Source organism: Metabacillus arenae, assembly GCF_014773385.1.
Lineage (GTDB): Bacteria > Bacillota > Bacilli > Bacillales > Bacillaceae > Metabacillus_D > Metabacillus_D arenae.
In genome coordinates this window covers 110,291-136,621 of the sequence record NZ_JACXAI010000004.1, presented here as the reverse complement: position 1 = coordinate 136,621, position 26,331 = coordinate 110,291, and the positions used below count along the sequence as shown (strand labels likewise).

Annotated in this window: 23 protein-coding genes; 7 read left to right on the top strand and 16 right to left on the bottom strand. The window is 37.9% G+C overall.

What is annotated here, in order from left to right:
- Window positions 1-4: 4 nt before the first annotated feature.
- Window positions 5-619 (bottom strand): PH domain-containing protein, encoded by a 615-nt coding sequence (locus IC621_RS05000; RefSeq protein WP_191156362.1) that lies wholly within the window; start codon window positions 617-619, stop codon window positions 5-7.
- Between the two features lie 170 nt (window positions 620-789).
- Here IC621_RS05000 and IC621_RS04995 point away from each other — a divergent pair, with 170 nt between their 5' ends.
- The 3 genes from IC621_RS04995 (at window position 790) to IC621_RS04985 (ending at window position 1,860) form a co-directional block, all read left to right on the top strand.
- Entirely contained in the window at window positions 790-1,353 is a 564-nt protein-coding gene (locus IC621_RS04995; RefSeq protein ID WP_191156360.1) for a thioredoxin family protein, read from the top strand.
- A 14-nt stretch (window positions 1,354-1,367) separates the two neighbouring features.
- Window positions 1,368-1,640: an acylphosphatase gene (locus tag IC621_RS04990; RefSeq protein ID WP_191156357.1), complete on the top strand. Its 273-nt coding sequence runs from the start codon at window positions 1,368-1,370 to the stop codon at window positions 1,638-1,640.
- Window positions 1,641-1,743: 103 nt separating this feature from the next.
- A complete protein-coding gene (locus IC621_RS04985) occupies window positions 1,744-1,860 on the top strand; it encodes a YjcZ family sporulation protein (protein WP_191156355.1) in 117 nt (38 codons plus the stop codon).
- 80 nt (window positions 1,861-1,940) lie between these two features.
- Here the strand turns inward: IC621_RS04985 and IC621_RS04980 are convergent, their stop codons facing one another.
- The 3 genes from IC621_RS04980 to IC621_RS04970 form a co-directional block, all read right to left on the bottom strand.
- Window positions 1,941-2,474 carry a GNAT family N-acetyltransferase gene (locus IC621_RS04980; RefSeq protein WP_191156353.1) on the bottom strand — a complete coding sequence of 178 codons (534 nt, stop codon included), beginning with the start codon at window positions 2,472-2,474 and terminating at the stop codon, window positions 1,941-1,943.
- On the bottom strand, window positions 2,471-4,417 hold the full coding sequence (locus IC621_RS04975) for an endonuclease MutS2 (RefSeq protein WP_191156351.1): 1,947 nt from the start codon (window positions 4,415-4,417) through the stop codon (window positions 2,471-2,473). Before IC621_RS04975 ends, IC621_RS04980 begins: the two co-directional genes overlap by 4 nt.
- Window positions 4,418-4,887: 470 nt before the next feature.
- A complete protein-coding gene (locus IC621_RS04970; protein WP_191156350.1) occupies window positions 4,888-5,979 on the bottom strand; it encodes a nitric oxide synthase oxygenase in 1,092 nt (363 codons plus the stop codon).
- Between the two features lie 239 nt (window positions 5,980-6,218).
- Here IC621_RS04970 and IC621_RS04965 point away from each other — a divergent pair, with 239 nt between their 5' ends.
- Window positions 6,219-7,046, top strand: coding sequence for a squalene/phytoene synthase family protein (locus IC621_RS04965; protein ID WP_191156348.1), 828 nt, complete (start codon window positions 6,219-6,221; stop codon window positions 7,044-7,046).
- 411 nt (window positions 7,047-7,457) lie between these two features.
- On the opposite strand, the gene IC621_RS04960 is transcribed toward IC621_RS04965, so the two are convergent.
- From IC621_RS04960 to IC621_RS04925, 8 genes are all read right to left on the bottom strand, one after another.
- The gene (locus IC621_RS04960; protein WP_191156346.1) at window positions 7,458-9,110 is read right to left on the bottom strand and encodes a PAS domain-containing sensor histidine kinase; all 1,653 of its coding nucleotides are present in this window, start codon (window positions 9,108-9,110) and stop codon (window positions 7,458-7,460) included.
- A gap of 645 nt (window positions 9,111-9,755) precedes the next feature.
- The gene (locus tag IC621_RS04955; protein ID WP_191156344.1) at window positions 9,756-10,388 is read right to left on the bottom strand and encodes a response regulator transcription factor; all 633 of its coding nucleotides are present in this window, start codon (window positions 10,386-10,388) and stop codon (window positions 9,756-9,758) included.
- A 66-nt stretch (window positions 10,389-10,454) separates the two neighbouring features.
- The gene (locus IC621_RS04950) at window positions 10,455-11,513 is read right to left on the bottom strand and encodes a sensor histidine kinase (RefSeq protein ID WP_191156342.1); all 1,059 of its coding nucleotides are present in this window, start codon (window positions 11,511-11,513) and stop codon (window positions 10,455-10,457) included.
- Entirely contained in the window at window positions 11,510-12,244 is a 735-nt protein-coding gene (liaF, locus tag IC621_RS04945; RefSeq protein WP_191156341.1) for a cell wall-active antibiotics response protein LiaF, read from the bottom strand. The genes IC621_RS04950 and liaF overlap by 4 nt, the downstream gene beginning before the upstream one ends.
- Window positions 12,245-12,479: 235 nt before the next feature.
- Window positions 12,480-13,121 carry a PspA/IM30 family protein gene (locus IC621_RS04940; protein WP_191156340.1) on the bottom strand — a complete coding sequence of 214 codons (642 nt, stop codon included), beginning with the start codon at window positions 13,119-13,121 and terminating at the stop codon, window positions 12,480-12,482.
- Window positions 13,122-13,149: 28 nt separating this feature from the next.
- On the bottom strand, window positions 13,150-13,494 hold the full coding sequence (locus IC621_RS04935) for a lmo0954 family membrane protein (protein WP_191156339.1): 345 nt from the start codon (window positions 13,492-13,494) through the stop codon (window positions 13,150-13,152).
- 455 nt (window positions 13,495-13,949) lie between these two features.
- The gene (locus tag IC621_RS04930) at window positions 13,950-14,717 is read right to left on the bottom strand and encodes an ABC transporter permease (protein ID WP_191156338.1); all 768 of its coding nucleotides are present in this window, start codon (window positions 14,715-14,717) and stop codon (window positions 13,950-13,952) included.
- Window positions 14,710-15,627 carry an ABC transporter ATP-binding protein gene (locus IC621_RS04925; protein WP_191156337.1) on the bottom strand — a complete coding sequence of 306 codons (918 nt, stop codon included), beginning with the start codon at window positions 15,625-15,627 and terminating at the stop codon, window positions 14,710-14,712. Before IC621_RS04925 ends, IC621_RS04930 begins: the two co-directional genes overlap by 8 nt.
- A 181-nt stretch (window positions 15,628-15,808) precedes the next feature.
- Here IC621_RS04925 and IC621_RS04920 point away from each other — a divergent pair, with 181 nt between their 5' ends.
- A complete protein-coding gene (locus tag IC621_RS04920) occupies window positions 15,809-17,365 on the top strand; it encodes an ABC-F family ATP-binding cassette domain-containing protein (protein WP_191156336.1) in 1,557 nt (518 codons plus the stop codon).
- A 340-nt stretch (window positions 17,366-17,705) separates the two neighbouring features.
- Here the strand turns inward: IC621_RS04920 and IC621_RS04915 are convergent, their stop codons facing one another.
- A complete protein-coding gene (locus tag IC621_RS04915; RefSeq protein WP_191156335.1) occupies window positions 17,706-20,951 on the bottom strand; it encodes an efflux RND transporter permease subunit in 3,246 nt (1,081 codons plus the stop codon).
- A gap of 166 nt (window positions 20,952-21,117) precedes the next feature.
- Here IC621_RS04915 and IC621_RS04910 point away from each other — a divergent pair, with 166 nt between their 5' ends.
- Entirely contained in the window at window positions 21,118-21,984 is an 867-nt protein-coding gene (locus IC621_RS04910) for a TetR/AcrR family transcriptional regulator (protein WP_191156334.1), read from the top strand.
- 332 nt (window positions 21,985-22,316) lie between these two features.
- On the opposite strand, the gene IC621_RS26965 is transcribed toward IC621_RS04910, so the two are convergent.
- The gene (locus tag IC621_RS26965) at window positions 22,317-23,507 is read right to left on the bottom strand and encodes an endonuclease (protein ID WP_318153004.1); all 1,191 of its coding nucleotides are present in this window, start codon (window positions 23,505-23,507) and stop codon (window positions 22,317-22,319) included.
- Window positions 23,508-23,861: 354 nt separating this feature from the next.
- Complete coding sequence (locus IC621_RS04900) at window positions 23,862-24,479, bottom strand: flavodoxin family protein (protein ID WP_191156332.1); 618 nt, start codon at window positions 24,477-24,479, stop codon at window positions 23,862-23,864.
- 172 nt (window positions 24,480-24,651) lie between these two features.
- Here IC621_RS04900 and IC621_RS04895 point away from each other — a divergent pair, with 172 nt between their 5' ends.
- A complete protein-coding gene (locus IC621_RS04895; RefSeq protein ID WP_191156330.1) occupies window positions 24,652-25,026 on the top strand; it encodes a C40 family peptidase in 375 nt (124 codons plus the stop codon).
- Between the two features lie 64 nt (window positions 25,027-25,090).
- Here IC621_RS04895 and IC621_RS04890 read toward each other — a convergent pair whose 3' ends face one another.
- Window positions 25,091-26,170, bottom strand: coding sequence for a fatty acid desaturase family protein (locus IC621_RS04890; protein ID WP_191156328.1), 1,080 nt, complete (start codon window positions 26,168-26,170; stop codon window positions 25,091-25,093).
- Window positions 26,171-26,331: the final 161 nt, after the last annotated feature.

Below are 26,331 nucleotides of genomic sequence, written 5' to 3'. Positions count from 1 at the left end.
GTTATCAGTTATTAATAAATTTTTCAAATACAAACCCAAAATCTTTTACATGATATTTCTCTCTATTATCCTGCAGCCATTTAAATGCCCGCTCATTTATTTCTTGAAAGTTTTCGACGATATTTTCTTCTTTCGAATGTACTCGGTTCAATGTTGCAGATGCAAGGTTAAGGCTTTGTTCACTAAATTGGAGAGAAAACTCATTTTCATGACAAATCTCGGAAATTTTGATTAGTGCTTTATAAAGGTCCTTTAATTCTTCGATTTGTTTTTTATTTACATCAATTGAAAAGTTCACTGAACCAATGACAAATTTAATTTCCACATCTAAATCTACTGTACCGGCAGTCTCAAGGAAAACATGAGTAATCGTGTTTTGACTATAGCTATACCGGCGCAGCAGACGTTTTTTACTCATCGCGCTTGTACCGTCTAAATGGATTAGCGCTTTATTTGTAAAGCAATATTCATCAGCTTTGGATTTGATGAGAAAATAAATCTTCTCATTATCCTCATGCATTACATAATCATCAGCGTCCACCTTGTCGTAATCGCTCGGGTGGATAATCTTTCCTACATCACTTAACCCAAGAACATCAGAAGTTACCTTTTTAAACAATTTTCAACATCCCTTTCCATAGATTCATAGTAATAAAAATCTCACTATTCAATTCTAGCATAAAATGGAATTACTCTGCCCACTAAACTTGATAGTGTCTTTCATTCGCAAAATAGGCAGAGATTCATTATAGTGAAGGTAGTATATACAGTTTCAAAGGAGGAGCTCAAATGAGCAATCTGAATGATTGGTTTGCAAAGGGAATGACGAAAGAAGAATATATATTAAAAATGGAAGTTCATCAAGAACATCTATTAAAAGTTTATAATGAATTCCAGCTTAAAAATGACGATCCGCCAGCCCTGCAAGCAATACAATTAAAAGGGTATAAAGCGGTCGTTTTGACTGCAGATTGGTGCGGTGATGCAATGGTTAATCTACCGATCTTTATGCGGATTGCAGACGAAGCATTGATTGAAACTCGTTATTTAATTCGGGATGATAATCTTGAACTAATGGATCAGTACTTAACAAATGGAAAAGCGCGCTCCATTCCGATTATTGTTCTCTTTGATAAAAATGGACAAGAAGTTGGAAAATGGGGTCCTCGTGCCCAAGAAGCTCAAGTATTAGTGGACGAGCTTAAGATAAGACTTCCTGAAAAGGAATCTCCTCAATACGAGGAAGCATTCAAGCATTTTGCAGAAGAGATCTCCGAGAAATTTACTAAAGATGAGGCATTATGGAATGATATTAAAAATGATCTGATCAAGACGATCTCAAACCTAAAATAAGAATGGGAGTGAGAATGTTGAAGCACTATCACCTTATTGTAAGCGGGAAGGTCCAAGGTGTCGGTTTCCGCTTTTTCTCTCAAACCTTAGCAGCCGAACATCATGTTTATGGATGGGCAAAAAATCTTGAAGACGGCTCTGTAGAAATCAAGGCAGAAGGTGATGAAACTAACCTTGATGAATTTGTTGCAGCCCTGCGCAAAGGAAACCGATTTGCAAAAGTAGCCCACATCGAACTGTCTGCTAAAGATGAAATTGAGGGGTTTACATCCTTTAAAACCTATTAATAGGAGAATCCATCCTAATGCTCTCCTCCTATATAGGCATATGCACAGTCATTTTAGGTATTTGAACATAATATACCTCTGAGTAGTTTATGGAGGTGTTAACATGAGTGATGCTGGAGGATACGGCGGCGGATTCGTTTTGATTGTAATCCTGTTTATCCTTTTAATCATTGTTGGAGCTGGGTTTGCAGGTGGGTACGGCGGTTACGGTGGTTACTAATTTTAAATAAACTTGGGTGGTGCCTTTCAAAGCGTACCACCCATTTGACTTGGATTAATTTCCTCATGAAATAAATTGTTTTAAGTGACTTTGTTAAATGAAGATGGGTATTTAACCGTTCCTTTTATCCCGGAAAGTGAATCATTCCTTAGTTCACATGCCATAAAAGCTTCATCTGGCACAGAGAACGGTGATTTGATGCCAAATGCTTTCGCCGGTATAAAACCAAAGTTTGGATAAAATTTAGGATGACCGAGAACAAACACATGCTCATGCCCCAAATTCTTGCACACATCTAATCCTTTAGCAACTAATTCAGAACCGATACCCCTATTTTGATATTCTGGTTTTACTGCCATAGGAGCGAGTGCTAACGTAGGAATGTTTCTTGCAGCCGTTTCAATTGAAATATAGCTAAATAATATATGACCGATGATATCACGTGCTCCTTTGACGGCTACCATTGAAAGTTCGGGAATGAAAAATTCCGACTCCCTAATGTGCTCAATCAGCTTAGCCTCATCTTCTTTATGATTGAAAGCAAGTATATTTAATTCTTTTATACCCTCATAGTCATCTAGTTTTTCTGAACGAATGTCATACGTCAATCTCATTCATTCTCCTCCGTTTCCAAAGTCAGTCCTTCATGATATTTCCTGCCTAGCTGATGCTTTGCTTTGCGGTATTCTTTGGATTTGAAAATAATATCGAAATCATAGTTTTCAGGGTACAAATCCTTTGCTTTTAAATACAATTGCAATCTTTTATGATTGATCGTCCGTTTTTCTCCACTTACTTGGATAATATAATTGCCTTGAGCATCTGGGCCTTTATAGACAATTCCCTTTTCGTTTGAAGAGGTAACAGTCACATTATCCCCTTGCTCATATTGTGCTATTTTTTCCTTTACAGCCTTTCTCTCTTTATTTGGTCTTCCTCTTCTTGCAAATTTATTAACAGCTATTTGTTTTTCATAGTGAAGTTCTTTTAGCTCATTCTCCTCATGCTTACGAATATAAGAATGGGTATTTTTATATGTGATTTCAAACGCCTTTTCAATCAATTTCGGATGTAATCCGAGCTTTAAGGCAATATCAAAGGCCTGACTTTTCCCGCTTTGCCCAAGCAAAAGACGATAGGTTGGCTGAAGCGTTTCTAAATCAAACTCCATCGAAGCATTCATAAATCCTTCGTACCGTTCAGCAAACTCCTTCATCTCACTATAGTGTGTTGTGGCAAAGAGGGTTGCCCCCTTTTTAAAAAGCTGTTCAAGAATCACAATTGCCAGTCCCCTGCCTTCACTCGGATCCGTTCCAGAACCGAGCTCATCAAGCAAAACTAAGGTTTGATCATTTGTTTCCTTCAAAATTTCGATGATATTCACAAGTCTTGAACTAAAGGTGCTCAAATTCTCTTCAATGCTTTGGCCATCGCCTATATCGACGAAAATATGCTGAAAAATGTGAAGAGAGCTTCCGTTCTTCGCCGGGATAGGGAGACCCGATTGAGCCATCATAGTCAACAATCCAATTGTTTTGAGTGTCACAGTTTTACCGCCAGTGTTCGGTCCAGTAATAACCAATGCACGGTGTTCCTCACCAAAGCAAAGTGAAAGGGGGACAGCCTTTTCTTTTAGCATAGGGTGTCTTGCTTCTTTTAAATCAATCATATAATCTTCATTTAGCAATGGTGTTGTTCCGTTAATTAAAAGACTGTATTTTGCTTTTGCAAATAGAACATCATAATGATGCATTGTATCCATAGCGATATTAATTGTCTTCTCTTGATCAAGAACCTTCTCAGTAAGGGTATATAAAATTTGTTCAGCCTCTTGTTCCTCTGAAAATCGGAGCAGCTCAATATCCGCCTGTGTTTCAGCCAGCTCATTCGGTTCCATAAACACAGTAGAGCCAGAAGCAGAAGTATCAAGCACAGTTCCATTAATTTTACTGCGATATTCTTTTTTTATCGGCAAAACCAATCGGCCATTCCTTTCTGAAATTGTCTTTTCTTGCAAATAAGGAATGAATTTCTTCGATTTAACCATCATATTGGCTTTATCTTTCAATTTACTTAGCTGCAATGATAATTGTCTGCGGATAATTGCCAACTGCTTTGAAGCATGGTCATCCAGCTGACCGTTCCTAAAACACCGGGAAATTTCTTTTTCCAGCTCACTTACATCATCAATTGATTCAGCATACAGGCTAACAGTTGGTGCAACAAAAGTTTTGCTTTTCATAAATTGCCTCAGCTTATTACAATGAGAGATAAAAGACAGAACTCGCGGAAATTGTTCGACTCGAATATACAGCCCCTTTTTAGCCTGCTTCATATATTGCTCCATTTCATCCAATGTATGGATAGGGACACTCTCACTGATCTTTAAAATCTTCACAGCCTCTTCTACTTCATTTAAGGACCTTTCAATTTTTTGCTTATTTATCATTGGCCTCAAGGCCTCTATTGTTTCCTTTGCACGATTCGTTCTAGCAAAGCCAGCTACTTCTTGTAAAACTTCCTGATATCCTAAAACATCTATCGTTTGCTGATTCATGGGTATTCCCCCTCCTATTTTCACAATAAAAAAACCGCCATGAACAAACGCTCATGACGGCTAGAAGAAATGACAATTAATGGAGCCCTATTTGATGTGCATCAAAGAGAATGTAATCTTTTCTAACAGACTACAAACCCTCATAATTTCTACACAAAAAAGCTATGACAAAACATGCCATAGCTGGATATATCCATTCTTCTATGCTATGATGCTTGTTCTTAACCACTCTTGAAAAGCGCATACCAAAATAAACCAGTAATTGGCTTCGTTTTTTTCGCTTTATTCAAGACCGTATGAAACTAACGGATTAGTTAAGAACACTCACACTCATAAAACAAACTCCTCTTTTAAGGGCTCTCATTTTTAATATATCTTAAGCTTACAATTTTGGAATGAATATGTCAATTTCATTTTAACGGTACCAGTTACCTTTGATACCTGGTACCGTTAACTGTAAAAAAAGGTCTTTATTTATACAATGATTCTTGATAAAAATAATTTGGAGACACTATTTCATTATGATAGGATTTGTGAAAAATATGAGTAGCAGCCGGAGAAACTGGCGGTATTAACCAAGTCCAGTCGCCTGTAATTGTTCTTCCTTCAAGCTTCTCTTTTTCTTCAAAATGCTGGAATTGAGCAGCGGCAGTATGATGATCGACAATGCTGACCCCTGCTTTTTTAAAGGAATAAAGGACAGCAGCATTCAACTCAATAAGTGCTTTGTCTTTCCAAAGAGTTGAATTGTAATCCGTCTTTAATCCCATAAGAGCAGCTACTTTTGGGAGCATGTTATAACGGTTCTGATCTGCTAAATTCCTAGCACCCACTTCTGTACCCATATACCACCCATTAAATGGAGCAGCCCTGTAGTCTACCCCTCCGATCTCAAGTCTCATGTCGGAAATAATCGGGACTCCATACCACTTTAACCCTAGATCTTTAAATTCCTTAAGCTCGGGATGAATGATGGGTACTTCTGGAATCAAATCTTTTGGAATTTCGAACCATTTCGGTTGAAGCTTACCAAATTGAACAACTAAAGGCAGCACATCAAAGTGAGTCCCAGGTCCCTTCCAGCCTAGCTTTTGACAATAACTTGTAAACTCAATCGAGTGGGGGTCTCCCATTATCCCATCATCTGTTTTATATCCTGCATATCGGATAAGCTGGTGATTCAGGACTCTTATATCGTTATGACCTTCTTTTGAAGATTTGAAAATCGTAATGGCAGGCCTTATCTTCCCATTGTTTGCGGCAAATTCAATATGGTTGCATAAAGCCGAAAATGTCTCTTCTTCGGTTTCAATTTTGCGTTGGTTAAAAACATGCAATGAATTCCAAAATAACCTGCCAATACAACGGTTGCTGTTACGCCAAGCCATTTTTGCACCATGTTCAAGCTCTTCGAATGTATGCTCATATGTACCTTGAAGCCCAATTTCTAACTCAATTTCCTTTAGGCGACGCCAGGCATCCTGTTCTGTTTTTCCCAGCTCAAGATAACTAGCTGTTATAAACTTTTGTGCTTCCTGAAAGATTTCCTCATTCGTTTTCAAATCTTTCCTCCTCAGGTTCGGTTCTCTCCTCACTATATATGGATTTTGCCGAAAAAAAAAGAGTGGAAATATTTCTCTGGTTAACCTAGCAGGTTAACCACTTAAAAGGACCGAATATATGTTATTATTTTATCTAGATCATTCCTTCAAAAGACCCCTATTGATTGCTTAATCATAGGCTAAAGGAGATAATATTTAATAGTGCCTTTTCAATTTGAAAAAAGGAGAGACCGATTAAAATGACGAGTGCAACGAAATTACATAGAGAAGCAACAGAGATGCTGCTTGAAACAAGCAGAACTTTTATTATTCCGATCAGTCACCTGTCTCCAGGCTTACAAGAAGCGGTTACATCTGCCTACCTTTGTATGAGAGCCATTGATGAGATAGAAGATCACCGTATTCTCGAAAAAGAAGCCAAAAACCATTTATTACGCTCCATTAGTACTCTATTGAAAAAAGAACCGTTTAATCATACAGCTCTTTCAAACCTTTTAACGCCCTATCAAAAGCAATTACCAGAGGTTTCCTTGCGTCTTAGCGATTGGATTACCCTTTGTCCTCCCGGTGCTTCAAGGGAGGTCCTAAATGCTACCGCCATTATGGCAGAAGGAATGGCTGATTGGGTCTTAAAGGATTGGAAAATTGAAAGTGAACAGGATTTAAATGATTATACCTACTATGTTGCCGGCCTTGTCGGGGTTATGCTTTCTCACATTTGGAAATGGTATGACGGAACAGAAACAGATGAAAAGCTTGCAATTGGTTTTGGCCGCGGACTGCAGTCCGTTAATATTTTACGAAATAGAAAAGAAGATTTAGAACGCGGTGAAGTCGACTTTTTCCCTAATGACTGGGATTTTGATGATATGTTTGAATATGCCAGAAAAAACCTTGCTTTAGCTGACGCCTATATAGAGGATATTGAAACTACTTCAATCTTGAATTTCTGTAAAATTCCACTAGCACTCGCTCATGGAACACTCAATGCATTAAATAATGGGAAAGAAAAAATCAGCAGAGCGGACGTTACTGAGATAGTCAAGCAGGCAGTAGAGGAGTCTTAAGAAAAACATTTTGCATTTTGAAAAATAAGCAATCAGTTTATCCACCTCAAAAATTTTACTATTTTTTTAAAGGTGACATTTTTCTTAATTGATAAATTAGAAAAGCGCAATCGCTTGGTCAGCCTAAGGCAAGCATAAGACGCAAATGAAATGAAGGTGTTCTTTGCCTTCATTTCATTTGTGGCTTATGACCTCAGGCGGGCTAGGCGCTGGAGCTAGACACGAAAACTTGGTACAAAAGCTTATCTTTAAACAAAAGGTTGAGGAACAGTCTGCGAACTGTTCCTCAACCTCTTTTTAATAATTACATGAATTTTAGTTTAATTAAAGGACGTTTGCCATTGTCCAACTCCGGGCGCCTAGCTCGTCTTATGCTTGTCATCAAAGGACTGACGCTTCTTTGCCGCCTTTCTACCCTAGTCTTTTCACTTCCTCGCCTTCATGAGAGGGCAGCAATACTTCAACTGTTGTTCCTCGACCGACATTGCTTTCAAAAGTGATTTTTCCTTTATGCGATTCTACAATTCGGTAACTGACTGTTAACCCAAGTCCCGTTCCTTTCTCTTTCATTGAATAAAAGGGCTCTCCTAAATGGGAAAGCCGTTCTTTTTCAATCCCTGTTCCATTATCTTTTATACGCACAGCCAGATGATCTTCCAATTTATTGATGGCAATTTCGACTTTAGTTGAAGAGGCCTCGATTGAATTTTTTATTATATTAATAAACAATTGTTTTAATTGATTCGGCTCACATTTGATAAAGGAAAAATTCGTTTGTGACTTTAAATCAATTTCAACTCCATATAAATTGGCTTGTGATTCCAAAAGAGAAACTACACTTGAGAGCACTGCTTTTAGATCATATATTTGAAATCTAATATCCTGAGGCTTTGCTAACACGAGAAGCTCACTAACTATTTCATTTATTCGATCAAGCTCATCATTCATTATCTTATAGTAAGCATCGTTTGTTCCGTCATTTCCCTTTAACAATTGGACAAATCCTTTTAAAGAAGTGAGGGGATTTCTAATTTCATGAGCAACACTTGCTGCTAATTCTCCAACAACAGAAAGCTTTTCTACTTTTCTTAATCTCTCTTCCGTCGCTTTTAACTTTGTAATATCTTTAGCATAACCAATAACCCCAACTACTTCATTATCTATAACCATTGGGACGAAAGAACAGTTCAGAACAACACGCTGAGATTGATCATTAAAAATTTGGATTTCTTGATCAGACCATGATTCTCTCGTTTCAATCACATTATAAAAAGAATCTTTCACTCTTGTTTGATCCTCTTTCGCCACAATTTGCAAGATTGGCTCACCAATATATTCTTCTCTATTATAGCCAGTGATCTTTTCAAACATAGGATTTAAATTAGTAATCTTGCCATTTAGATCCACCATATAGACAAGCTCCGGATTGTACTCAAACAACGATTTATAGCTTTGCTGGCTTTGACATAGTCGTTTTTCTGTATTCTTTCGTTCTGTGATATCTCTGCCTATTGCTACTAAACCTTTTCGAGTACCATCATTATTAAAAAGCGGAACTTTAATCGTATCAAAGGTTTTCTCACAACCATCCAGCTGAGGAATTACCTCTTCTGATCTTGTAACGACTCCTGCTTGCCATGTTTGTTCATCAGATTGCTCACAATATTTGTAAGCTTCATGGAATAATCCTGTACAATCTGCTAGCTCGGAGTCTTTTTTTCCTTTGTAATCAATTTTTTCAAGATAAAAAAGCTTTTTTCCAAAATCATTCGTTTGCAGCCATCTGCCTTCCCCATCTTTAAAACAAACAAAATCAACCATGGAATTAATGAGCGTCCTTAGCTTTTCTTTTTCCTTTTTAACAGAATCCAATTCCTCTTTTCCAATGATTAAATAATAGATAAAGCAACTTGAAAGGATAATATAAATAATAGCCTTCAATTTTTGCAGGAGAATAAACTCCATAAGGTCTTGATTTAACAACCATAAAACCCCATCTGTAGCAAATATCCATAACAGGCTATACCCAAAATATAACAGTACAACTTTCTTTTTTCTCGACATTTCCTCACCCGATCATCTAGACTTCTGCCCTAATTCTACTATGTTTGAGAGGAAAAAGCTTACATATCTTTAAATTTCTTTTGCCAATTTTTTCAGAAGGTTTTGTTCATTCTTTATCAAGAGAATATATAGAACCTTTTTAGAGTAAACTTTTTTGGTCAACATGGCGTGAAAGCCCAATCAACTATTCTCTCATTTGGAAGAGATTTTTAAAAGTAAGAAAAACGCAGAATATATCCTGCGTTTCACTATTTTTATAAGATATCATTTTATTGATAATTAAAAAATACCTTTAACTATGCTTTTTCCATTAGCATATCCCCAGTTGAGTTCATATGAACCCCATCTATAATCTATAGTAATCTTTTTTAATGGTTGTTTTACTTATCCTATAAAAAATTGTTGACATGGAACTTTAAGAGCAAAGCAAATTTTTGCGAGTCAATAATACGATGTTATAAAGAAAAATCCTTTACTAAAAGCCCCTCTTTTGAAAAGCTCTTCTCTCTGCATAAGAAACACATGCCGAGCAGACGACAATAGGCTTCCGCTGATCATCATAATATTTTCTTGGCTGAGCAGCTTTCTTTTTACAGATCGCACACTTTTTTCGAAAAATAGAAAACATGTCGATCCCTCCAATGACTATTTCACTAATGAATGCTTAAAGGCGTAGATAACAGCTTGGGTTCGGTCCTGCACATCGAGCTTGCTCAATATATTGCTTACATGTGTCTTAGCGGTTTTCAAAGCAATGAATAGTTCATCAGCGATTTCCTGATTTGTTTTTCCCTGCGCCATCAAAAGCAGAATTTCCATTTCTCGATTTGTTAACTCCTCGTGCGGATGCTGAACCTCTTTTTGCCTCATTTTCTGCATCATTTTCCCTGTAACTTCAGGTTCCAGCACAGGTTGGCCGTGAAAGGTAGTCCGTACCGCATTAGCAATGTCGCTTGCTTTAGAAGTTTTTAGCATATAGCTCGTTGCCCCGGCTTCTAATGCAGGATACACCTTATCATCATCCAAAAAGCTTGTGACGATAATAATCTTTGCTTCCGGCCACTGTTCAACAATCTCCTTAGTCGCTTCAATTCCGTCCATTTCTTTCATCACAAGGTCCATTAAAATAATATCCGGTTTAAGAGACAATGCAAGCTCCACACCCTGCCTGCCATTCTCAGCTTCACCTACCACTTCTATATCTGCTTGAGCGGATAAGTAAGAGGAGACACCGATACGGACCATTTCATGATCATCTACAAATAACACTTTAATCATTATCTTCACCCTTTGTTTGACGGAAAGGCTGCGTGCGAAAACTCTGCTCTTTCCCTAATTGGAGTTCTAAGAATTATCGTCTGAAACGCCTTTTTCAACGTGTTTTATCATTGGAACACGAACTTCCAGTCTTGTCCCTTTCTTGGGCAAGCTAACCACTTTCAATGCTCCCCCTAGCTCCACTGCCCGCTCATACATATTTTGAAGGCCATAAGAACCTGTTTTCTCTTCTTCTATATTAAAACCTATCCCATCATCCACTACTCGTAAAATGATAAAATTGTCCCTTTGAATCAGTAAAACATCCAAGCTTTCTGCTTTTGCATGACGAAGTGTGTTTGAAACAGATTCTTGCAGGATGCGAAATAAATGGTCTTCAATCCCTTTATCAAGCTCAATTTCTTCAAATTTCCATTTTACTTCCATAGGTACTTTTTGAGAAAGTTCAGCCAGAAGCTCTTCCATTCCTTCTTGCAGCGTTTTCCCTTTTAAGGCAACAGGTCTTAAATGCAGGAGCAGTGCTCTCATTTCAAGTTGTGATTGATGAATCATCTCTTCTACCATTTTTAGTTGCTTGGTTTCTCGTTCATCCTCAGGATTTCTTGATTCATTAATCGCTGACATTAGCATAGAGGCTGCAAATAATTGCTGACTGACTGAATCATGAAGTTCTCTTGCAAGTCTTTGCCTCTCCTGATAGACAATTTCCTGTACCCTTCGTTCCTGATCCTCCGCTTTCTCATTCGCAAGCTTTTGGGACAGCTTCGTTTGTTCTGCCATTTGATTCTGAACTTTTTTTATCCTAAACCAAATGGACTCAAGCTCTGTTGTACCGCTGGATTCAAATTCTTCAACCTGTCTGCCCTGTTCGAGCTGCTGAAGGGCTCCGTCTACATCCCGAAGCTGCTTTTGCCATAAAAACCCGGAAACGAGTCCAAATACACTTCCTAAAAGGATGCTTACTACAGGTAAAACAACGATGAACGGTAAGTCTATAATTTTTTGCTCCCATAAATACGTCCAATCTGTTAACGGAAACACAGTAAAATAGGCAATAGATAATACCGTAAATAAAAACAGTGAAAGAAAGACGCTTAAAATGACCTGCTTGAACACTGTATTCATATTTGAGCCACCTCTAAATCGCCAATGATCAACGAGGTAACAATTTTCACTCTTTGAGGGGCATCATCAAAACCAGGTGTTTTATAAAGAATAGATTGATTAAACACCTTTGCATCTTCTTCCCCAAAAATTTTCGATGATCCAAATAGAACAGAGTGGTGAACACTTAGCTCTACTTCATATGGAATCTTAACCTGGACATTCCCAATTAAATTCCGCACGACAATGACTACTTCTCCTTTTGGCAGCACCGTGTTGCTTAAATCGATAATTGTATCTCCAATTCCACATTGAATGTTAATATCCTGCCATTCATAAACAGAATTTGATGTTGATTGACGTCCGAATAATTGATTTTGAAATAATGGCTCCTTGCGAATATAAGGCTCAGTTCGTCTGCCTTGGGCTGGGTCAATGATTTCAGGTTCGATTTTCTTAGGGTGTTGCTTTAATTTAGAAAAGCGAACTAATACATAGATAAGAATGGCAAAAAGAAAGAATTTAAATGCCATCGTACTCAGCAGCGAGAAAGTCAACATAATAACCCCAAACCAAAATAACAATTTACCAATGGTTCGGTGTAATCTTTTTTTCCCAAAGTAAATACAGCCAACTAAGATTGCTAGAAATAAGAAGAGGCCTTCATCTTGAAATGAAATTTCAAGAAGCAATATTATGACACCTAATAAAATAATCCATCCAACTGAATCTGTTTTCATATTTTTCAACATGCAGACCACCTCCGCTTCTAGAAGTCAGATGTGAGAGGTGGAAATAGGTGAAATCGGCGAAAGAGCAGATTTCTTAATTAAATTAACCACCTCAAACACTTTTTGTTCTTTATTAAATATAATCTTTTATTTAATAAAATTCATCATAAATACTTACATTCAACTAACCCAGCAAGCTAGAAAATAAGGGGAAAAAGGCGCAGAAACCCACGCCTTTATAGAATACCATGTTTTATTAAGAATGTGATTCTGCTTTGTTCATTTCTTGTTCAAGATTAGCAATTTTTGCATCAATTGTGCTGCGATGGTAATTTGTGTTTACTTGGTGCTCTAGACGGTCAAGATAGGTTTCCATTTCCTCAAAACGAGAGTATGCGCTATTTGTTTCATCATTTGTTTGCAGAATTTTATCCATACGGTGATTAGCCCTTGATACATTTTCCTTGCCCATTAATTCCATTCTTCTAATGTGCATATCCTTTAACTTATGCTTCATTTCTTCATATTTCCGTTCTAACTCATCAAGCTGCTTTACTGCTTCATTTCGTAACTCCTCAAGACGCTCTGCACGCGCTTCATAGTGCGAATGCTCTTGCTGGGCAAAGTTATAAAGCTCTGTTTCACCAGCCTGAGAAGCAATTTCTGCTTGACGCTTCCGCTTATCTGCTAAGCTCTTCGCTTGATTGAACTCTTTTGTGAATTCACCATTCAATAAATATTGGCGTTCAAGCAACTTACGGACCTTTTCCGTTTCGTGTTCACACTCACGCAAATATTGATTCAATAATACAATTGGATTCTTTTGCTCTTTCTTGTCTAAAATATCATGAAAATCTGCTTCGATTGAGTTTTTAATTCGGGAAAATAAGTTTGCCATGCTATCAACACTCCTCTAAATATTTTCTTTAACCTTTTTTGATCTCAGCCCATTGTTTTTCAAAATTTGTGAATGGATCATCAGACTCAACTGCAACTTCTTTCTTTCCATTCCAGTTTTTATATATAAGGTACAGCACATAAGCTGCTGCTACGGCAATAATCGCTGGGAAGTTAGAAGCTGTAATCGTAACTGCGATAAGACCAATAATCACCCAAACAACTTTTGCAAATTTGGAATCCGTTTTTACAAACTCTTTAAATGCAAAATAACCAACAGCCAGGCTGATTATCATGCCAATTAATGGTCCAATACTTCCAAGAAGAATTAACGCCGCGATAACACCTGCAATAAGTAAACCGATTTTTTTCATCGTCTATTTCCTCCTTTCTATATGTCTATCCTACCTAGTTTTCAAAATTCCCATAACGAGCGCTAGCTTTAATTTTGTATAGGGCTTGGGATGTAGTGAATGGTGAGTCTGGGAAAAGAACGTAGTAGAGCATAATAAGAAGAATGTATTAAGTGTTAAAGGGTCAAAAAATTTGTATTTTTGGAGTGTGAGCATTCTGTGGAAGTCATTATTTTGAGAAGAGGTGCAACCATTGGGAGAAGCGTGAAATTTTTTCGATAACGGTACAATTATTCGGATGAGAGGCAACTTTTCCATGAAGCAGGCAGGATTTGCAGGGTTTACCTAGATCCGAACAGGTGTATTAAGAATTGTCCCGCTTATGAGCGTAAGACAGGACAAATAGACTTATTTTTTGAATCGATCCCTATATCTGCATTTTAAAAACCGCCCGCATTTCCTGCAGACGGTTCACTTTATATAGATACATCCCTTTTTGAAAATGTCCAAAAGCTTGCGAGTAAAAAAATAAGGAGATGAACAACGATGACGATGATTGAAAATGGGAGCGTCATTTCCTCATATAAAGGTCGTTTTCCGTCAAAGTATTGCCCAAGGTCAGTGTTGGCGAATAAAAGGAACATTCCCCATTTGATATCATAGTGTGCCAGAAGTTCAACAACGGTTTTTCCAGTTAGAATGATAAAAATGGAAGCTGCTGTCGCAAGTGTGCTGTTTCGAAAGATTGTTGATAAGGCAAATGCAAATGTCGTGATCATGATCACTTCGATCATAACAACTCCATAGCTGCTAAGCACGCTGTTTATATAAGGACTGCTTTGTCCTAAGCCTTGAAACCCGAAGAGAATAGAACCCAAAATAAAGGATAATACGAAAAACAACAGGATAAAGTAACCGCCGATTAATAGAGATGTGATGTATTTTGATAATAATAGTTTATATCTAGTGTGTGGTCGTATAAGCAGAAGCTTCACTGTCCCCCAGTCAAACTCCTTTGCCACAATCGAACCAGCAAAAATGGCCGAGAAAAATTGAATCATGATTAAAAATCCAGAGCTAAAGGATAAATACCCAACGACATTTTCTGCTATTCCTGCACTTTGCAGAAGACTGTTGATAATCAATGCAAGTAAAATATGGATAAAAATAAAAGTGATCACCAGCACTTGGCTGCTTCTTTTGCGGGCGATCTTCATGTGTTCATTTGCAATTAATTTAAGCATGCAGGGTGCCTCCAGTTACCTCGAGAAACATATCTTCCAGTGATTGGGATGAAGAATTAATTTTATAAACATTAATCCCTTCCTGCACTAGCAGCCTGTTGACTTCCGGAATCTCATCTTTTGTAAGCTGCATGAAAAAACCATCTTTTTCAGCAGAAATTTCAAGCTTCATTTTATCTTTAACCACCTTTAAGCCTTCCTTTGGCCTGTCCAGTTCAAAATAAACACTTAGCAGGGCAGTCTCTTCAAATTCCCGCACAGGTTTCACAGCCAGAATTTTTCCATCTTGAATAATCGCAACACGATCACAAAGCTCTTCTACTTCTTTTAGTAAATGGCTCGCAATAATAATAGAGACATTTCCTTCCTTTGACAGCTTCTTCAAATAGGTTCTAAGTTCCTTCATGCCTGCTGGATCAAGGCCATTTGTTGGTTCGTCTAAAATCAATAGGCTTGGTTCATGTAAGATTGCTTGGGCAATTCCCAAACGCTGCCTCATTCCAAGAGAGTATGTTTGGACTTTATCATCAATTGAGTCAGATAGGTTAACTAGTTCAATAACGCGGCTAATACGTTCTTTCGTAATATTCCCGTGCATATTTGCAAAATGAACTAGGTTTTGATAGCCGGTTAAATACGGGTAAAACTCTGGATTTTCAACAATCGCACCGACATGGGAGATGGCTTCTTCATAATGGCTTTTTAAATTAATACCACTAATTTCCACCTCTCCTTTCGTTAATTGAACAAGCCCAACCACCGCGCGGATAAGCGTTGTTTTACCAGACCCGTTAGGTCCAAGCAGTCCAAAGATTTCTCCTTTTTTTACCTGAAAATTCACTTGATCTAAAATTACATTTGATCCTATCCTCTTGGTTGCATTCTTAATATATAAAATATCATTTTCCATTGTACGCCCTCTTTATTTAAAAATTTATTCAAACTTGTTTCATTTATGTAGGAGGTATATTCATTATCAATAGTTTACCATTCTTCTAGAGATGGAAAAAAGTTTTCTTCTATCTGCTTCATTTCTTCGATATAATTATATTTGAATATGGAAATTTATAATAGATGAAAAGGTGTTTTGCATGAGTGTATTAACAGTTAAAAATTTAAGCCATGGCTTTGGTGATAGAGCTATTTTTCACGATGTGTCCTTCCGTTTATTAAAAGGAGAGCATATCGGTCTTGTTGGAGCAAACGGTGAAGGTAAATCAACCTTTATGAATATTATTACGGGGAAGCTTGAGCCTGATGAAGGAAAAGTAGAATGGTCAAAGAAGGTTCGTGTCGGCTATCTCGATCAGCATACAGTTCTTGAAAAAGGCCTTAGCATGCGAGATGCACTTAGAGGAGCCTTTCAATATTTATTTGATTTAGAAACGGAAATGAATGAAATTTGTGATCAGATGGCATCTGCTTCTCCTGAAGAATTAGAAAAATTATTAGAAGATATGGGCACGATCCAAGATACACTAACAAACAATGATTTTTATACTTTAGATTCTAAAGTAGAGGAGGTCGCCCGCGGCCTTGGATTAACTGATATTGGCCTGGAACGTGATGTTCAGGATTTAAGCGGCGGTCAAAGAACAAAGGTGCTGCTTGCTAAGCTGCTTTTGGAAAAGCCGGACATTCTCTTACTTGATGAGCCTACCAACTATTTGGATGAACAACATATCGAATGGTTAAAACGGTACCTTCAGGAATATGAAAATGCGTTTATCTTAATTTCACATGATATTCCATTTTTAAATAGTGCTGTAAATTTGATCTATCATATGGAAAATCAAGAATTGAATCGTTATGTAGGCGATTATCATAATTTCCTTCAAGTTTATGAAGTGAAAAAACAACAGCTGGAAGCAGCATACAAAAAGCAGCAGCAGGAAATATCTGATCTCAAGGATTTTGTCGCTCGTAACAAAGCACGTGTTTCCACCCGAAATATGGCGATGTCCCGCCAAAAGAAACTCGATAAGATGGATGTTATTGAGCTGGCAAAAGAAAAGCCGAAGCCAGAGTTCAACTTTAAAGAAGCAAGAACTCCAAGTAAATTGATTTTTGAAACAAAAGACTTGGTCATCGGGTATGACGAGCCTCTTTCCCGCCCACTGGATCTCCGTATGGAACGTGGACAAAAAATTGCACTTGTCGGCGCTAACGGGATTGGGAAGACAACATTGCTTAAAAGTATTTTAGGTGAAATCAAGCCACTCTCAGGTAAGGTTGAACGCGGGGATTTTCAAGAAATCGGTTATTTCGAGCAGGAAGTTAAAACAGCCAATCATCATACTTGTATTGAAGAGGTTTGGAACGAATTTCCTTCTTTTACTCAATATGAGGTTCGAGCAGCACTTGCAAAATGCGGGCTTACAACCAAACATATTGAAAGCAAGGTGGAGGTATTAAGCGGAGGAGAAAAAGCTAAGGTCCGATTATGTAAATTGATCAACAATGAAACAAATATCCTTGTGCTGGATGAGCCGACAAACCACTTAGATGTCGAAGCAAAATCCGAGCTTAAACGGGCCTTAAAAGCTTATAAAGGTACAATCCTGATCATTAGCCATGAGCCAGAATTTTATCAAGGTCTTGTGACAGATGTATGGAATTGTGAATCATGGACGACAAAAGTATTCTAATTTTAATACAGAGAAATTAACTTAGGGAGGCTTACATTAATGGCCTCCCTCTTTTTTGAGCACACCATTTTTCTATAATGGAAAAGGTTCCATCCTCTTATGATTTCTTTTAAAAAATTCCTTATTCAGCAAAGCTTCGTTATCAATGTGGATCTTAAACATTCTTTTTGTCCTTCATATCTTCAGGAAAATTTGCTGATACTAAACGATTCTTAATGATATCCTAAAGCGCCTATCACAAGTACATATAGAGTTTTTTTGTCCCTATTGATCTTCTTAATCAGAGCAATAAAAAAGAGAGCACCGCCCCTGCCCTTGACGATACTCTCCATTAGAATCGTTATGCTGCGTTTTCTTTCTTCAGATCTTTTTTCTTTTTCATAAACCTGCTTAACAGCTCATAAACAATTGGTACAATTAGCAAGGTTAATAATGTCGAACTAGTTAGTCCTCCAATAACAGTAACCCCAAGTCCTTTTGAGATCAGACCGCTTCCTTCAAGTCCTAATGCCAAAGGAATCAGAGCTCCTATAGTAGCGATGGCTGTCATTAGAATTGGACGCAATCTTGTTACACCAGCTTCGAGGATCGCATCCCGAGTGGAAAGTCCTTCATTCTCTTTATGGATAACCCGGTCAATTAATACGATGGCATTGGTGACAACAATACCAATCAGCATTAATGCACCGATCAATGCAGAAATACTTAAGGTTTCTCCTGAAATTAACAGGGCCAGCACTGCGCCTATAATCGTAAATGGTAAAGAGAACAAAATCGCAAATGGAGCAAGTCCTCCTCCAAAGGTGATAACAAGAATCAGATAGACTATGGCAATTGCTGCAAGCATAGCCAATCCTAATTGTGTAAAGGATTCTTGAATATCTTCTGTCACCCCGCCCATAGATACGTCAATATTTGATGGGATTTCCATTTTATCTATTTCTGCCTGTACGTCTGCAGAAGCTTTGGCTACATCATCTGATGTGATTTCGCCGCTTACTTCTACATAGAATCGCCCATCACGCTTGGACACTGTATCAGATGTTTCTCCTTCTTTTACTTCCATTACATCTCTTACAGCTATTTCTTTGCCAAGAGGGGTTTGAATTGTTTGGTCAAGCATATCATCGATATTGTCATATCCAGCTTCATCCTCTTGAATATAGACCGTTAATTCTTCGCTTTCATCTTCAATCGTTGTGAGAACCGGACGCTCACGGGTTTGGCTCAGTTCCATTCCAACCTGTCCTGCTGAAAGCCCTTCTTTGCTAAGCTTTTCTTGATCAGCAACCAATGTGTATTCTTCATATGTTTCAGAGATGCTTGTGTCTACATTTTTAAGTGTAGATTGATCATCCATCATTTTTTGAATATCATTTACAACAGGCTCAATATCATCCATATTGTTTCCATATACATAAAGAGTTAAGCTGTTTGATGCTCCGCTTGAGGAGAAATCTTGGGAAGCCCATTCTCCCACGCCCGTCTGCTCCTGAAGATCGCTAATAACAGTTTCCTTTTCTTTTTCAAAGTTCTTCGTGTCATCACGATATTTCACAAAGAACATGGCTTGGTTTGAGCTTCCAGGACTCATTGGGTTTTCAGATCCTAATGAGAATTGGATTGTATCCGCTCCGTCTCGACCTTGAAAGTATTTTTCAGCATTTGTTGCGATTTCCTCAACATTTTCAAGAGTTTGACCTGGTTCAGGATTATAAGTTGCGATGACCATCTTTTCTTCCTCTGAAGGTAAGAAACTTACCCCAACAACCGGGATTAACGCCATGCTTCCAACTAACATTAAAATGGCAATCGAAAATGTGATGATTTTATGGTTTAGCGACCAATTCAATACACTTTTATAGAAAGCTGATAATTTCCCTGGTTTTTCATGGTCAACTTGTTTTCCTTTGACTCCATTTTTAAAGAGAGAATGAGCCATCATTGGAACAATCGTAATCGCAACAAGAAGAGAGGCGAGTAAAGAAAATACAATCGTCAATGCGAAAGGTAAAAACATTTCGCCTACCATTCCTTTAACTAAACCTAACGGAAGGAAGACCGCAATTGTTACGATGGTCGATGATAAAATCGGCATGAACATTTCTTTTGTTGCTTCGCGGATCAAATCTTTTCCTTTTAGCTTTTCTCCTTTTATTGACATACGCCGGTAAATATTTTCGATCACCACGATAGAGTCATCAATAACCCGTCCAATAGCTACGGTCATCGCACCAAGCGTCATAATATTTAATGTAATATCCATTTGGTTAAGAACTAATACTGCTATTAATAGAGAAAGTGGAATGGAAATGACCGAAATCACAGTTGTTCGGAAGTTCCGTAAGAACAACAAGATAATGATCATCGCAAAAACAGCTCCAAAAATAGCTTTACTTAACATTGTGTTAACAGATTCTTCAATTGGTTCTCCCTGGTCGAAGGTGGTAACGATTTCTAAATCACCGTTTGTTTTTTCGAATTGATTAAGTTCATCTTTAACAGCATTTACAACATCAACTGTGTTTGCGTCTGCTGCTTTTACGATTTGCAGACCAATTGCCTCTTTACCATTCGTTCTTGATATAGATTCTGCCTCGCCAACTAATTTGATATCTGCGATTTCTTCTAAAGTAACAGTAGGGAGCTCAATATTTTGTTGGGCCTCAGCATTTTGTTCTGCTGGTCCTTGTTCAGCTTGCGCAGCCTGTTGACCATTTGCCCCAGGTATAGTTTGCTCCGCTGCTCCTTGTTGACCTTGCATAGCCTGTTGACCATTTGCTTCAGGTATACTTTGCTCTTCTTGCTGCGATTGTCCAGATTGCTGTCCCCCCGCCCCAGAAGGCATCACAGGGATCTCAAGTGATTTTAAATCATCCAGTGATGTAATATTACCGTCTACTAAAACAGACTTTTGTTTTTCGTCTAATGTATAGAGGCCCAATGGGAGAGAAATATCTGCCCCTTTAATAAGATTTTGAACAGTCTCTTCATCCAGTCCCATTTCATTCATCTTGTCTTGTTTGAAGGTAAGCTGAACTTCTTCTACTTGTTGACCTGAAGGAGTAAGGGAGGCAACTCCTTCAATCCCTTCCAATTTCGGAAGGATCGTATCCTCGACTTCTTTTGTTAATTCTGCAAGTGTTTGTTCACTATTTGAAATGCTAACCGCCATTACAGGGAAAGCATTGAGGCTAAGTCTTGAAACCTCTGACTCTTGTACACCCTCCGGAAACTTGATAGAAGTAAGGGCTTCTTCTACCTCCTGTTCCGCTTCATCCATGTCTTTTTCAAAACTGTATTCTATTTGAATAGAAGAAGCATTTTGGAAAGAAGTGGAGTTTACAACATTGACGTCATTCAGATTTTGAAGGGTCCTCTCAATTGGGGTTGATACTTTCTCATCCACTTCTTCTGGGGTAGCGCCAGGGTAAGTAGTCATTACTGTGACAATAGGTGTATTAATATTCGGGATGGTTTCCAGCTTCATTTGCAAGCCTGAATAAATCCCAGCGACTGTGACAATAATTGTTAGCAGCCACACGGCAAATTTATTTTTCAAAGAAAAATTGATAATCCTATTCATTGTGCTCCTCCTTGACTGACTAGTCATAACATATCATAATATAAATGACTAGTCGGTCAATAGTCAATGCTTTTGTAGGATTTTTTATTTAAAATTCACAAATGGTTTCAATTCTGTGACCAATCAGTCATAATAGAAGAAGTGGAATGTATAGGAGAGACGTTTTATGAAGGAAAAAGAAAAGTTAATAATAGAATCTGCAATGAAGCTTTTCGCTAAAAAAGGGATAAGCTCAACTCCCATTCAAGAAATTGCGTCAGAGGCAGGCATCTCGAAGGGTGCTTTTTATTTATATTTCAAGTCTAAAGAGGCGTTAATTTTTTCAATCTTCAAATATTACTTTGGTCGAATTCACAAAAAGATGAATGACATAGAAAAAGAAGGTTTATCTGCTAGGGAAACGTTTGTTAAGCAGCTAGCCTGTTATTTTTCAGAAATTGAAAGCCACCGAGAGTTTATTATTATGCAGCACCGTGAACATGCAATCCCCATTAATAAAGAGATTGGTGAGTTATTGCAAAACATGCGGCTGGAATCGATAAAAACTTATCGGAATAACTTTGAGAAAATTTACGGTGATAAGGTAAAACCATTTATTCTCGACTTAACCATCATCCTCCAAGGTATTGTTCACTCTTATCTAGAGCTCATCATGTTTAAAGTCACCGGCTTTAACCATGTAAATTTATCAAAGTTTATTCTGAATCGGTGTGATGACCTTGTCGAAGGCTTATTATCCTCTGAAGAAAAGCCAGTATTACCTCCTACCTTAATAGAAAAAATAATGCTTGCTGAGGAAAAAATGAAATCAACGCAAAAAGACAAGATAGTAGAGGAGATTGAGATGTTAAAAAGCAACTATTCCTCTAATCCCGATTATGAAAATATAACCGTTACACTTGATGTGCTTAAGGAAGAGATACAATTAGAAAAGCCGAGAGTTCCTGTTATTCAAGGAATGCTTTCTAACTTCGAGGACTTTCCAGAGTTAAAAGATTTTAAACAAAAAATTATAAGCCTTTTTGAGATTTAAAATGTTTTACTCATTAGATCTGAAAAAACGGCTTTTGCCATTGCTAATATAAAAAACGCTGGGGATAACAGGACATTCCCAGCGTCTTTTAGTTATTATTGAAAAAATAAACATATATGAACAGCTTTGACTTTTATTCGGGCGAGAGCAAACACTATTTAAGGTCTATGAACCATCGGATTTGCAAGCTTATCTTCGATTTTTCAAATATATCTTCGATATTCCATTTTTATCTTCGAAAACGACTCAATTATCTTCGAAAATTGCAATATATCGATTATTCGACAAATTCCGACGCTGAGCGCAGCAATTTTTTATTAATAGAATTTGATTTATCCCCAAATCTCCTCCGCCCACTCAGGATGATCAATAAAAGGATTTCGATTAAATTGATATTCTTCAAAGATTATCTCATTTCGTCTTTGTTCACGCGCATCAACAGGATCTTGTTCGTGCCAATCTAGTAAGATCGATAGTTTTCCATGAAAAGGATTTGATCCGTTATTCACACTGTTGTTTAATTCAAGATCAGGTTCTCCGCTGTCTCCCTCGTAACGGACAGCCATATAAAAGAGCATTCTGGCCACATCACCCTTTACTTCGTCACGCGGCTCCCAGGAATCACTATCATAATAATTACCTGGAGCCTCCCTATTCTCTGCTCCGCCATTATCAAAATCTAAGTTACCTCTTGAACTATTAACGGTTACATCTGTTGGTCTGAGATGGTGAATATCTGTGCCCGGCCCCATTGATGTCCCAAAATCTCCGTGAGATTTCGCCCATACATGCTCTCTGTTCCAGTCATCTACTCCGCCGCCGTTCGTATTTTTGGATTGTGAACGTCCTGAATAGAGTAATAGGACATTGCCTGCATTTGCCGGATCTTCATCCGTGTTTTTCAAGGCATCCCAAACTTCTGAATACGAAAGCTCAGTGTGATCGTCAATAATTTCATGCAAACTAACTTTTAAAGCCTCTCCGCTTTTTCCGGCAGCATTTTCATAATAGGTATCAATGTCAGGATTAGACTGATCGGGAGGATCAATCGGATCTGGATCTGCCGGATTATCGGCTTCTTCGTCCAGCTCCATCCGGGTAACACTTTTGACACCTGCATGGGAAAAATAATCTGTTAGAGATCCGGTTACTTTTATTTGTTCCCCTTTTAAATCTGGATTACTTTTCAAACCAAAAGAAGCTCGAAAATTTGCAGGAATTTGCACATAAATCATCTCAGAAGTATTGGTTTCAGAAGGATTGTCTGCTAATGCAAGAGCATAATCATCAGGGTAATTGCCAGTAATGATCGATGCCCTGGATACAGGCTTACCAACGACATATCCTTTAACAGATTTGTTTGTTTCGGATTGCTGTTCAATAGCCTGATTTACTCCATAAGGGGATTCCCATGTTCCGCTCCCAACGCTTGCTTGCGAAGAAGGCGAAACTGGAATTAGAAACGAAAAAGCTAAAAGAAACGAGAGAATAAAGCTCAATTTTGAGAAAGGTTTTCTTTTCAAATCGGCGGCCTCCTATTGATAGTTTATTCTCTTACAACCTATCACTCTACTATTAAAATTTCTTTAAAGAATTGTAAATATATTCTTTTCAATCAAAAAACAGGTAATTTAGAATAGAAAATATCTGGTGGGAGGGACTATATGCTTGATAGGATGTTGAGTCAGAAGACATAAAAACCGGCTGACCGTATTAGATAACAGCCAGCTGGTCTTTAACCCACTCTGAACATGCAGAAAAACCATCTTTAGAGAAAAAAGAAACTAAGTGGGGATAAAGTCCACAGGTTCCGATTGGTTCTTGTGCACTTACCATTCATAATTGATGAGTCAACCTCTGCAGGTGGCGATTTCATTTTATGATTCTATTAAATTCCCTTCAGCAGGTATCGGATGTTGATTCAGGAGTTTTGCAAAGTGAATTAAATTGTAGCTCATCGTTTTCGTGTTTCCTATCGTAAAGTCGTTATCTTGTCCTCCTTCAATATAGGACGGGCCGGGACCAGCGTCTCCCACCCAATATACATCAGCATTTGGAGGGACTGTGAAGCCAATATGCTGCAAGCTGTATAGGATCGGACGAGAGGCTGCTTTTCCCCCATCTTCATTTCCAGTCACAATTGCGCCGCCTACTTTGTTGTAGTAGATTGATTGTCCCTTTTCATTTGTTTCGGAGCTTGCTGCATAGAGACGCTCAAGAACAAGTTTCGCGATACTGCTTTTTTCCCCTAACCAAATCGGCGTACCAATCACTACAATATCGGCTATTTTTACTTTTTCAAATATAGATGGCCACTCATCCCCTCCTCCCATATCAGGTTTCATGCCAGGAGTTACTTGAAAATCAGCAATCCTTATTTCTTCTGCAGCCACTCCATTTTCTTTTAAATGGTTCATTGATTTTTCCATTAATGCACTAGTATTAGAGATTTCACTGCTTTTTTTTAAGGAACAGTTTAAATACAAAGCTTTCATTATCAAAGCTCCTCTCTTAATTTTTATGTCTTCCTCTTTGTTTTCCCATCGTTTTTTATCTATAAACGTTATGATTCAAGGCTGTGGTTTAGTCAAATATGTGCAGCAGAGCATTTTATATAGTAATACCATCAGAGAGAAGGTAATCACTATTAATGGGGATCAAATACTCATGACAGGATTGGAATTTATGGGAACTCCATATGTTTTTAATGCTTCTTCAGACCGAACTGATCAATTTGATTGCAGTTCTTTTATGCAATACATCTATGGGGTAAACGGAATAAACCTTCCCAGAAACTCAAGACAGCAGTTTGCAGCAGGGAAACGGATTACCAACGGATCTATTAAACGCGGAGACCTGTTATTTTTCACTACTCCTAAACGATCAAAATATAAAGGAATTTCTAAAGTTGGACATGTAGGAATGTATATAGGGAATCAGTTAATGCTTCATACTTCCCGTAAAAGAGGAGAGGTTGTTGTAGAAAAGCTGACTGAACACTGGCGGAAAAGATTCATAGGCAGCCGAAGAGTTTTAGATTAGCAGGATAAAAAGCGGAGAACTAAATGTTTCTGAACTAAAAAAACCTCCAAACAGGAGGTTTCATTTATTTACTTTTTTCACTAATGAGTTTGTCAGCTTCAATCTTCCTAAATTGAATATCTTTCGGTTCCAGGCCATTTCCTAAAGAGCCGTAGACATGTCCCTCTCTTGGGTCAATTAGTTCATTTTGATGATAATATACTCTCGGAGTTTTCCATAGAGCGACTACAGCCCTTGAAATTGACATTTCGTGATAGCGTTCCGGCCACATTCTCTTAATGTGAAATTTAACTAAAGGGTAGTATTTTGAGCTCATACCAGGAAAAAGATGGTGCTCTGTGTGATAAGAAAAATTAAAGTGAAGCACATCTACCCATTTCGGCACGGTCACCGTTAAGCTGTTCGCCAATGGATCATTGACTGGCACTAACGGATTTAAGCGATGATTCGTTGAAATATAAAGCATCACGATAAAGTTGGCAATCAGGAGCGGCAATAAAAAGGCGAAAAACCATTTTAATGGCCCAATCCAAATCAAAAGGCCGATCCACGATACCCAAGGCAAGATAAATTGCAGCCATACCTCAGGCTGCTTTCTTGGCTTAAATTCTTTAATATATGTCACAAACATTTTTGCTGAGTGTAATGTAAATGTTACAGTAAGGGAAGCAAAGCTTGAAAATGCCCGTACTGATATGGGCAAGCGGTACACCCATCGTAAAAATTTACTTTTTGATAACTTTTCAAGTGTAGGCCATGAATCTGGATCTTTTTCATGATCTTGTGTATGCACATGGTGGGTCAGGTTATGCCATTTCCGCCATAATTTTGGACCGGTCGTTAATGGCCAAAAGGCGATTGCACCTAACAGATCTCGTAACCATGCTTTTCTAACGACTGTACCATGTAAAATTTCATGTCCTAAAAATCCCATTGCAGCAAAGCTTGTCCCGAGCACAATTGCAATCAATAAATAAAACAGCGGGTGTAAATGAAATAAACCAATCGTTAATAAACCAGCGATACAAATCAATAGATATGCCAGACCACCGAATAATCTTCCTGGTACAGGCTTAAACGCTTTTTTGGGCATATGCGGAGCAATCCGGGCCGCATACCACCCAAATGAATGAAGATCCTTCATATATCTTGTCTCCCTTCTGAGACTCTATTGCTTAATCGTTTTTAGCCTGCAGTATATGCAAAAAAATTTTGAACTTTCATACAGACTTAATCCTAACAGCTAATGAGCAAAAGGGTCAATGGTTTTTTATTACCAGGTATTAAAACTTGGTATAATTTAGC

Excerpts from the sequence above, each read along its gene's own strand:
- IC621_RS04995 (WP_191156360.1), top strand. The coding sequence starts at position 790 with ATGAGCAATCTGAATGATTGGTTTGCAAAGGGAATGACGAAAGAAGAA.
- IC621_RS04990 (WP_191156357.1), top strand. The coding sequence starts at position 1,368 with ATGTTGAAGCACTATCACCTTATTGTAAGCGGGAAGGTCCAAGGTGTC.
- IC621_RS04985 (WP_191156355.1), top strand. The coding sequence starts at position 1,744 with ATGAGTGATGCTGGAGGATACGGCGGCGGATTCGTTTTGATTGTAATC.
- IC621_RS04980 (WP_191156353.1), bottom strand. The coding sequence starts at position 2,474 with ATGAGATTGACGTATGACATTCGTTCAGAAAAACTAGATGACTATGAG.
- IC621_RS04975 (WP_191156351.1), bottom strand. The coding sequence starts at position 4,417 with ATGAATCAGCAAACGATAGATGTTTTAGGATATCAGGAAGTTTTACAA.
- IC621_RS04965 (WP_191156348.1), top strand. The coding sequence starts at position 6,219 with ATGACGAGTGCAACGAAATTACATAGAGAAGCAACAGAGATGCTGCTT.
- IC621_RS04960 (WP_191156346.1), bottom strand. The coding sequence starts at position 9,110 with ATGTCGAGAAAAAAGAAAGTTGTACTGTTATATTTTGGGTATAGCCTG.
- IC621_RS04955 (WP_191156344.1), bottom strand. The coding sequence starts at position 10,388 with ATGATTAAAGTGTTATTTGTAGATGATCATGAAATGGTCCGTATCGGT.
- IC621_RS04950 (WP_191156342.1), bottom strand. The coding sequence starts at position 11,513 with ATGAATACAGTGTTCAAGCAGGTCATTTTAAGCGTCTTTCTTTCACTG.
- liaF (WP_191156341.1), bottom strand. The coding sequence starts at position 12,244 with ATGTTGAAAAATATGAAAACAGATTCAGTTGGATGGATTATTTTATTA.
- IC621_RS04940 (WP_191156340.1), bottom strand. The coding sequence starts at position 13,121 with ATGGCAAACTTATTTTCCCGAATTAAAAACTCAATCGAAGCAGATTTT.
- IC621_RS04935 (WP_191156339.1), bottom strand. The coding sequence starts at position 13,494 with ATGAAAAAAATCGGTTTACTTATTGCAGGTGTTATCGCGGCGTTAATT.
- IC621_RS04930 (WP_191156338.1), bottom strand. The coding sequence starts at position 14,717 with ATGCTTAAATTAATTGCAAATGAACACATGAAGATCGCCCGCAAAAGA.
- IC621_RS04925 (WP_191156337.1), bottom strand. The coding sequence starts at position 15,627 with ATGGAAAATGATATTTTATATATTAAGAATGCAACCAAGAGGATAGGA.
- IC621_RS04920 (WP_191156336.1), top strand. The coding sequence starts at position 15,809 with ATGAGTGTATTAACAGTTAAAAATTTAAGCCATGGCTTTGGTGATAGA.
- IC621_RS04915 (WP_191156335.1), bottom strand. The coding sequence starts at position 20,951 with ATGAATAGGATTATCAATTTTTCTTTGAAAAATAAATTTGCCGTGTGG.
- IC621_RS04910 (WP_191156334.1), top strand. The coding sequence starts at position 21,118 with ATGAAGGAAAAAGAAAAGTTAATAATAGAATCTGCAATGAAGCTTTTC.
- IC621_RS04900 (WP_191156332.1), bottom strand. The coding sequence starts at position 24,479 with ATGAAAGCTTTGTATTTAAACTGTTCCTTAAAAAAAAGCAGTGAAATC.
- IC621_RS04895 (WP_191156330.1), top strand. The coding sequence starts at position 24,652 with ATGACAGGATTGGAATTTATGGGAACTCCATATGTTTTTAATGCTTCT.
- IC621_RS04890 (WP_191156328.1), bottom strand. The coding sequence starts at position 26,170 with ATGAAGGATCTTCATTCATTTGGGTGGTATGCGGCCCGGATTGCTCCG.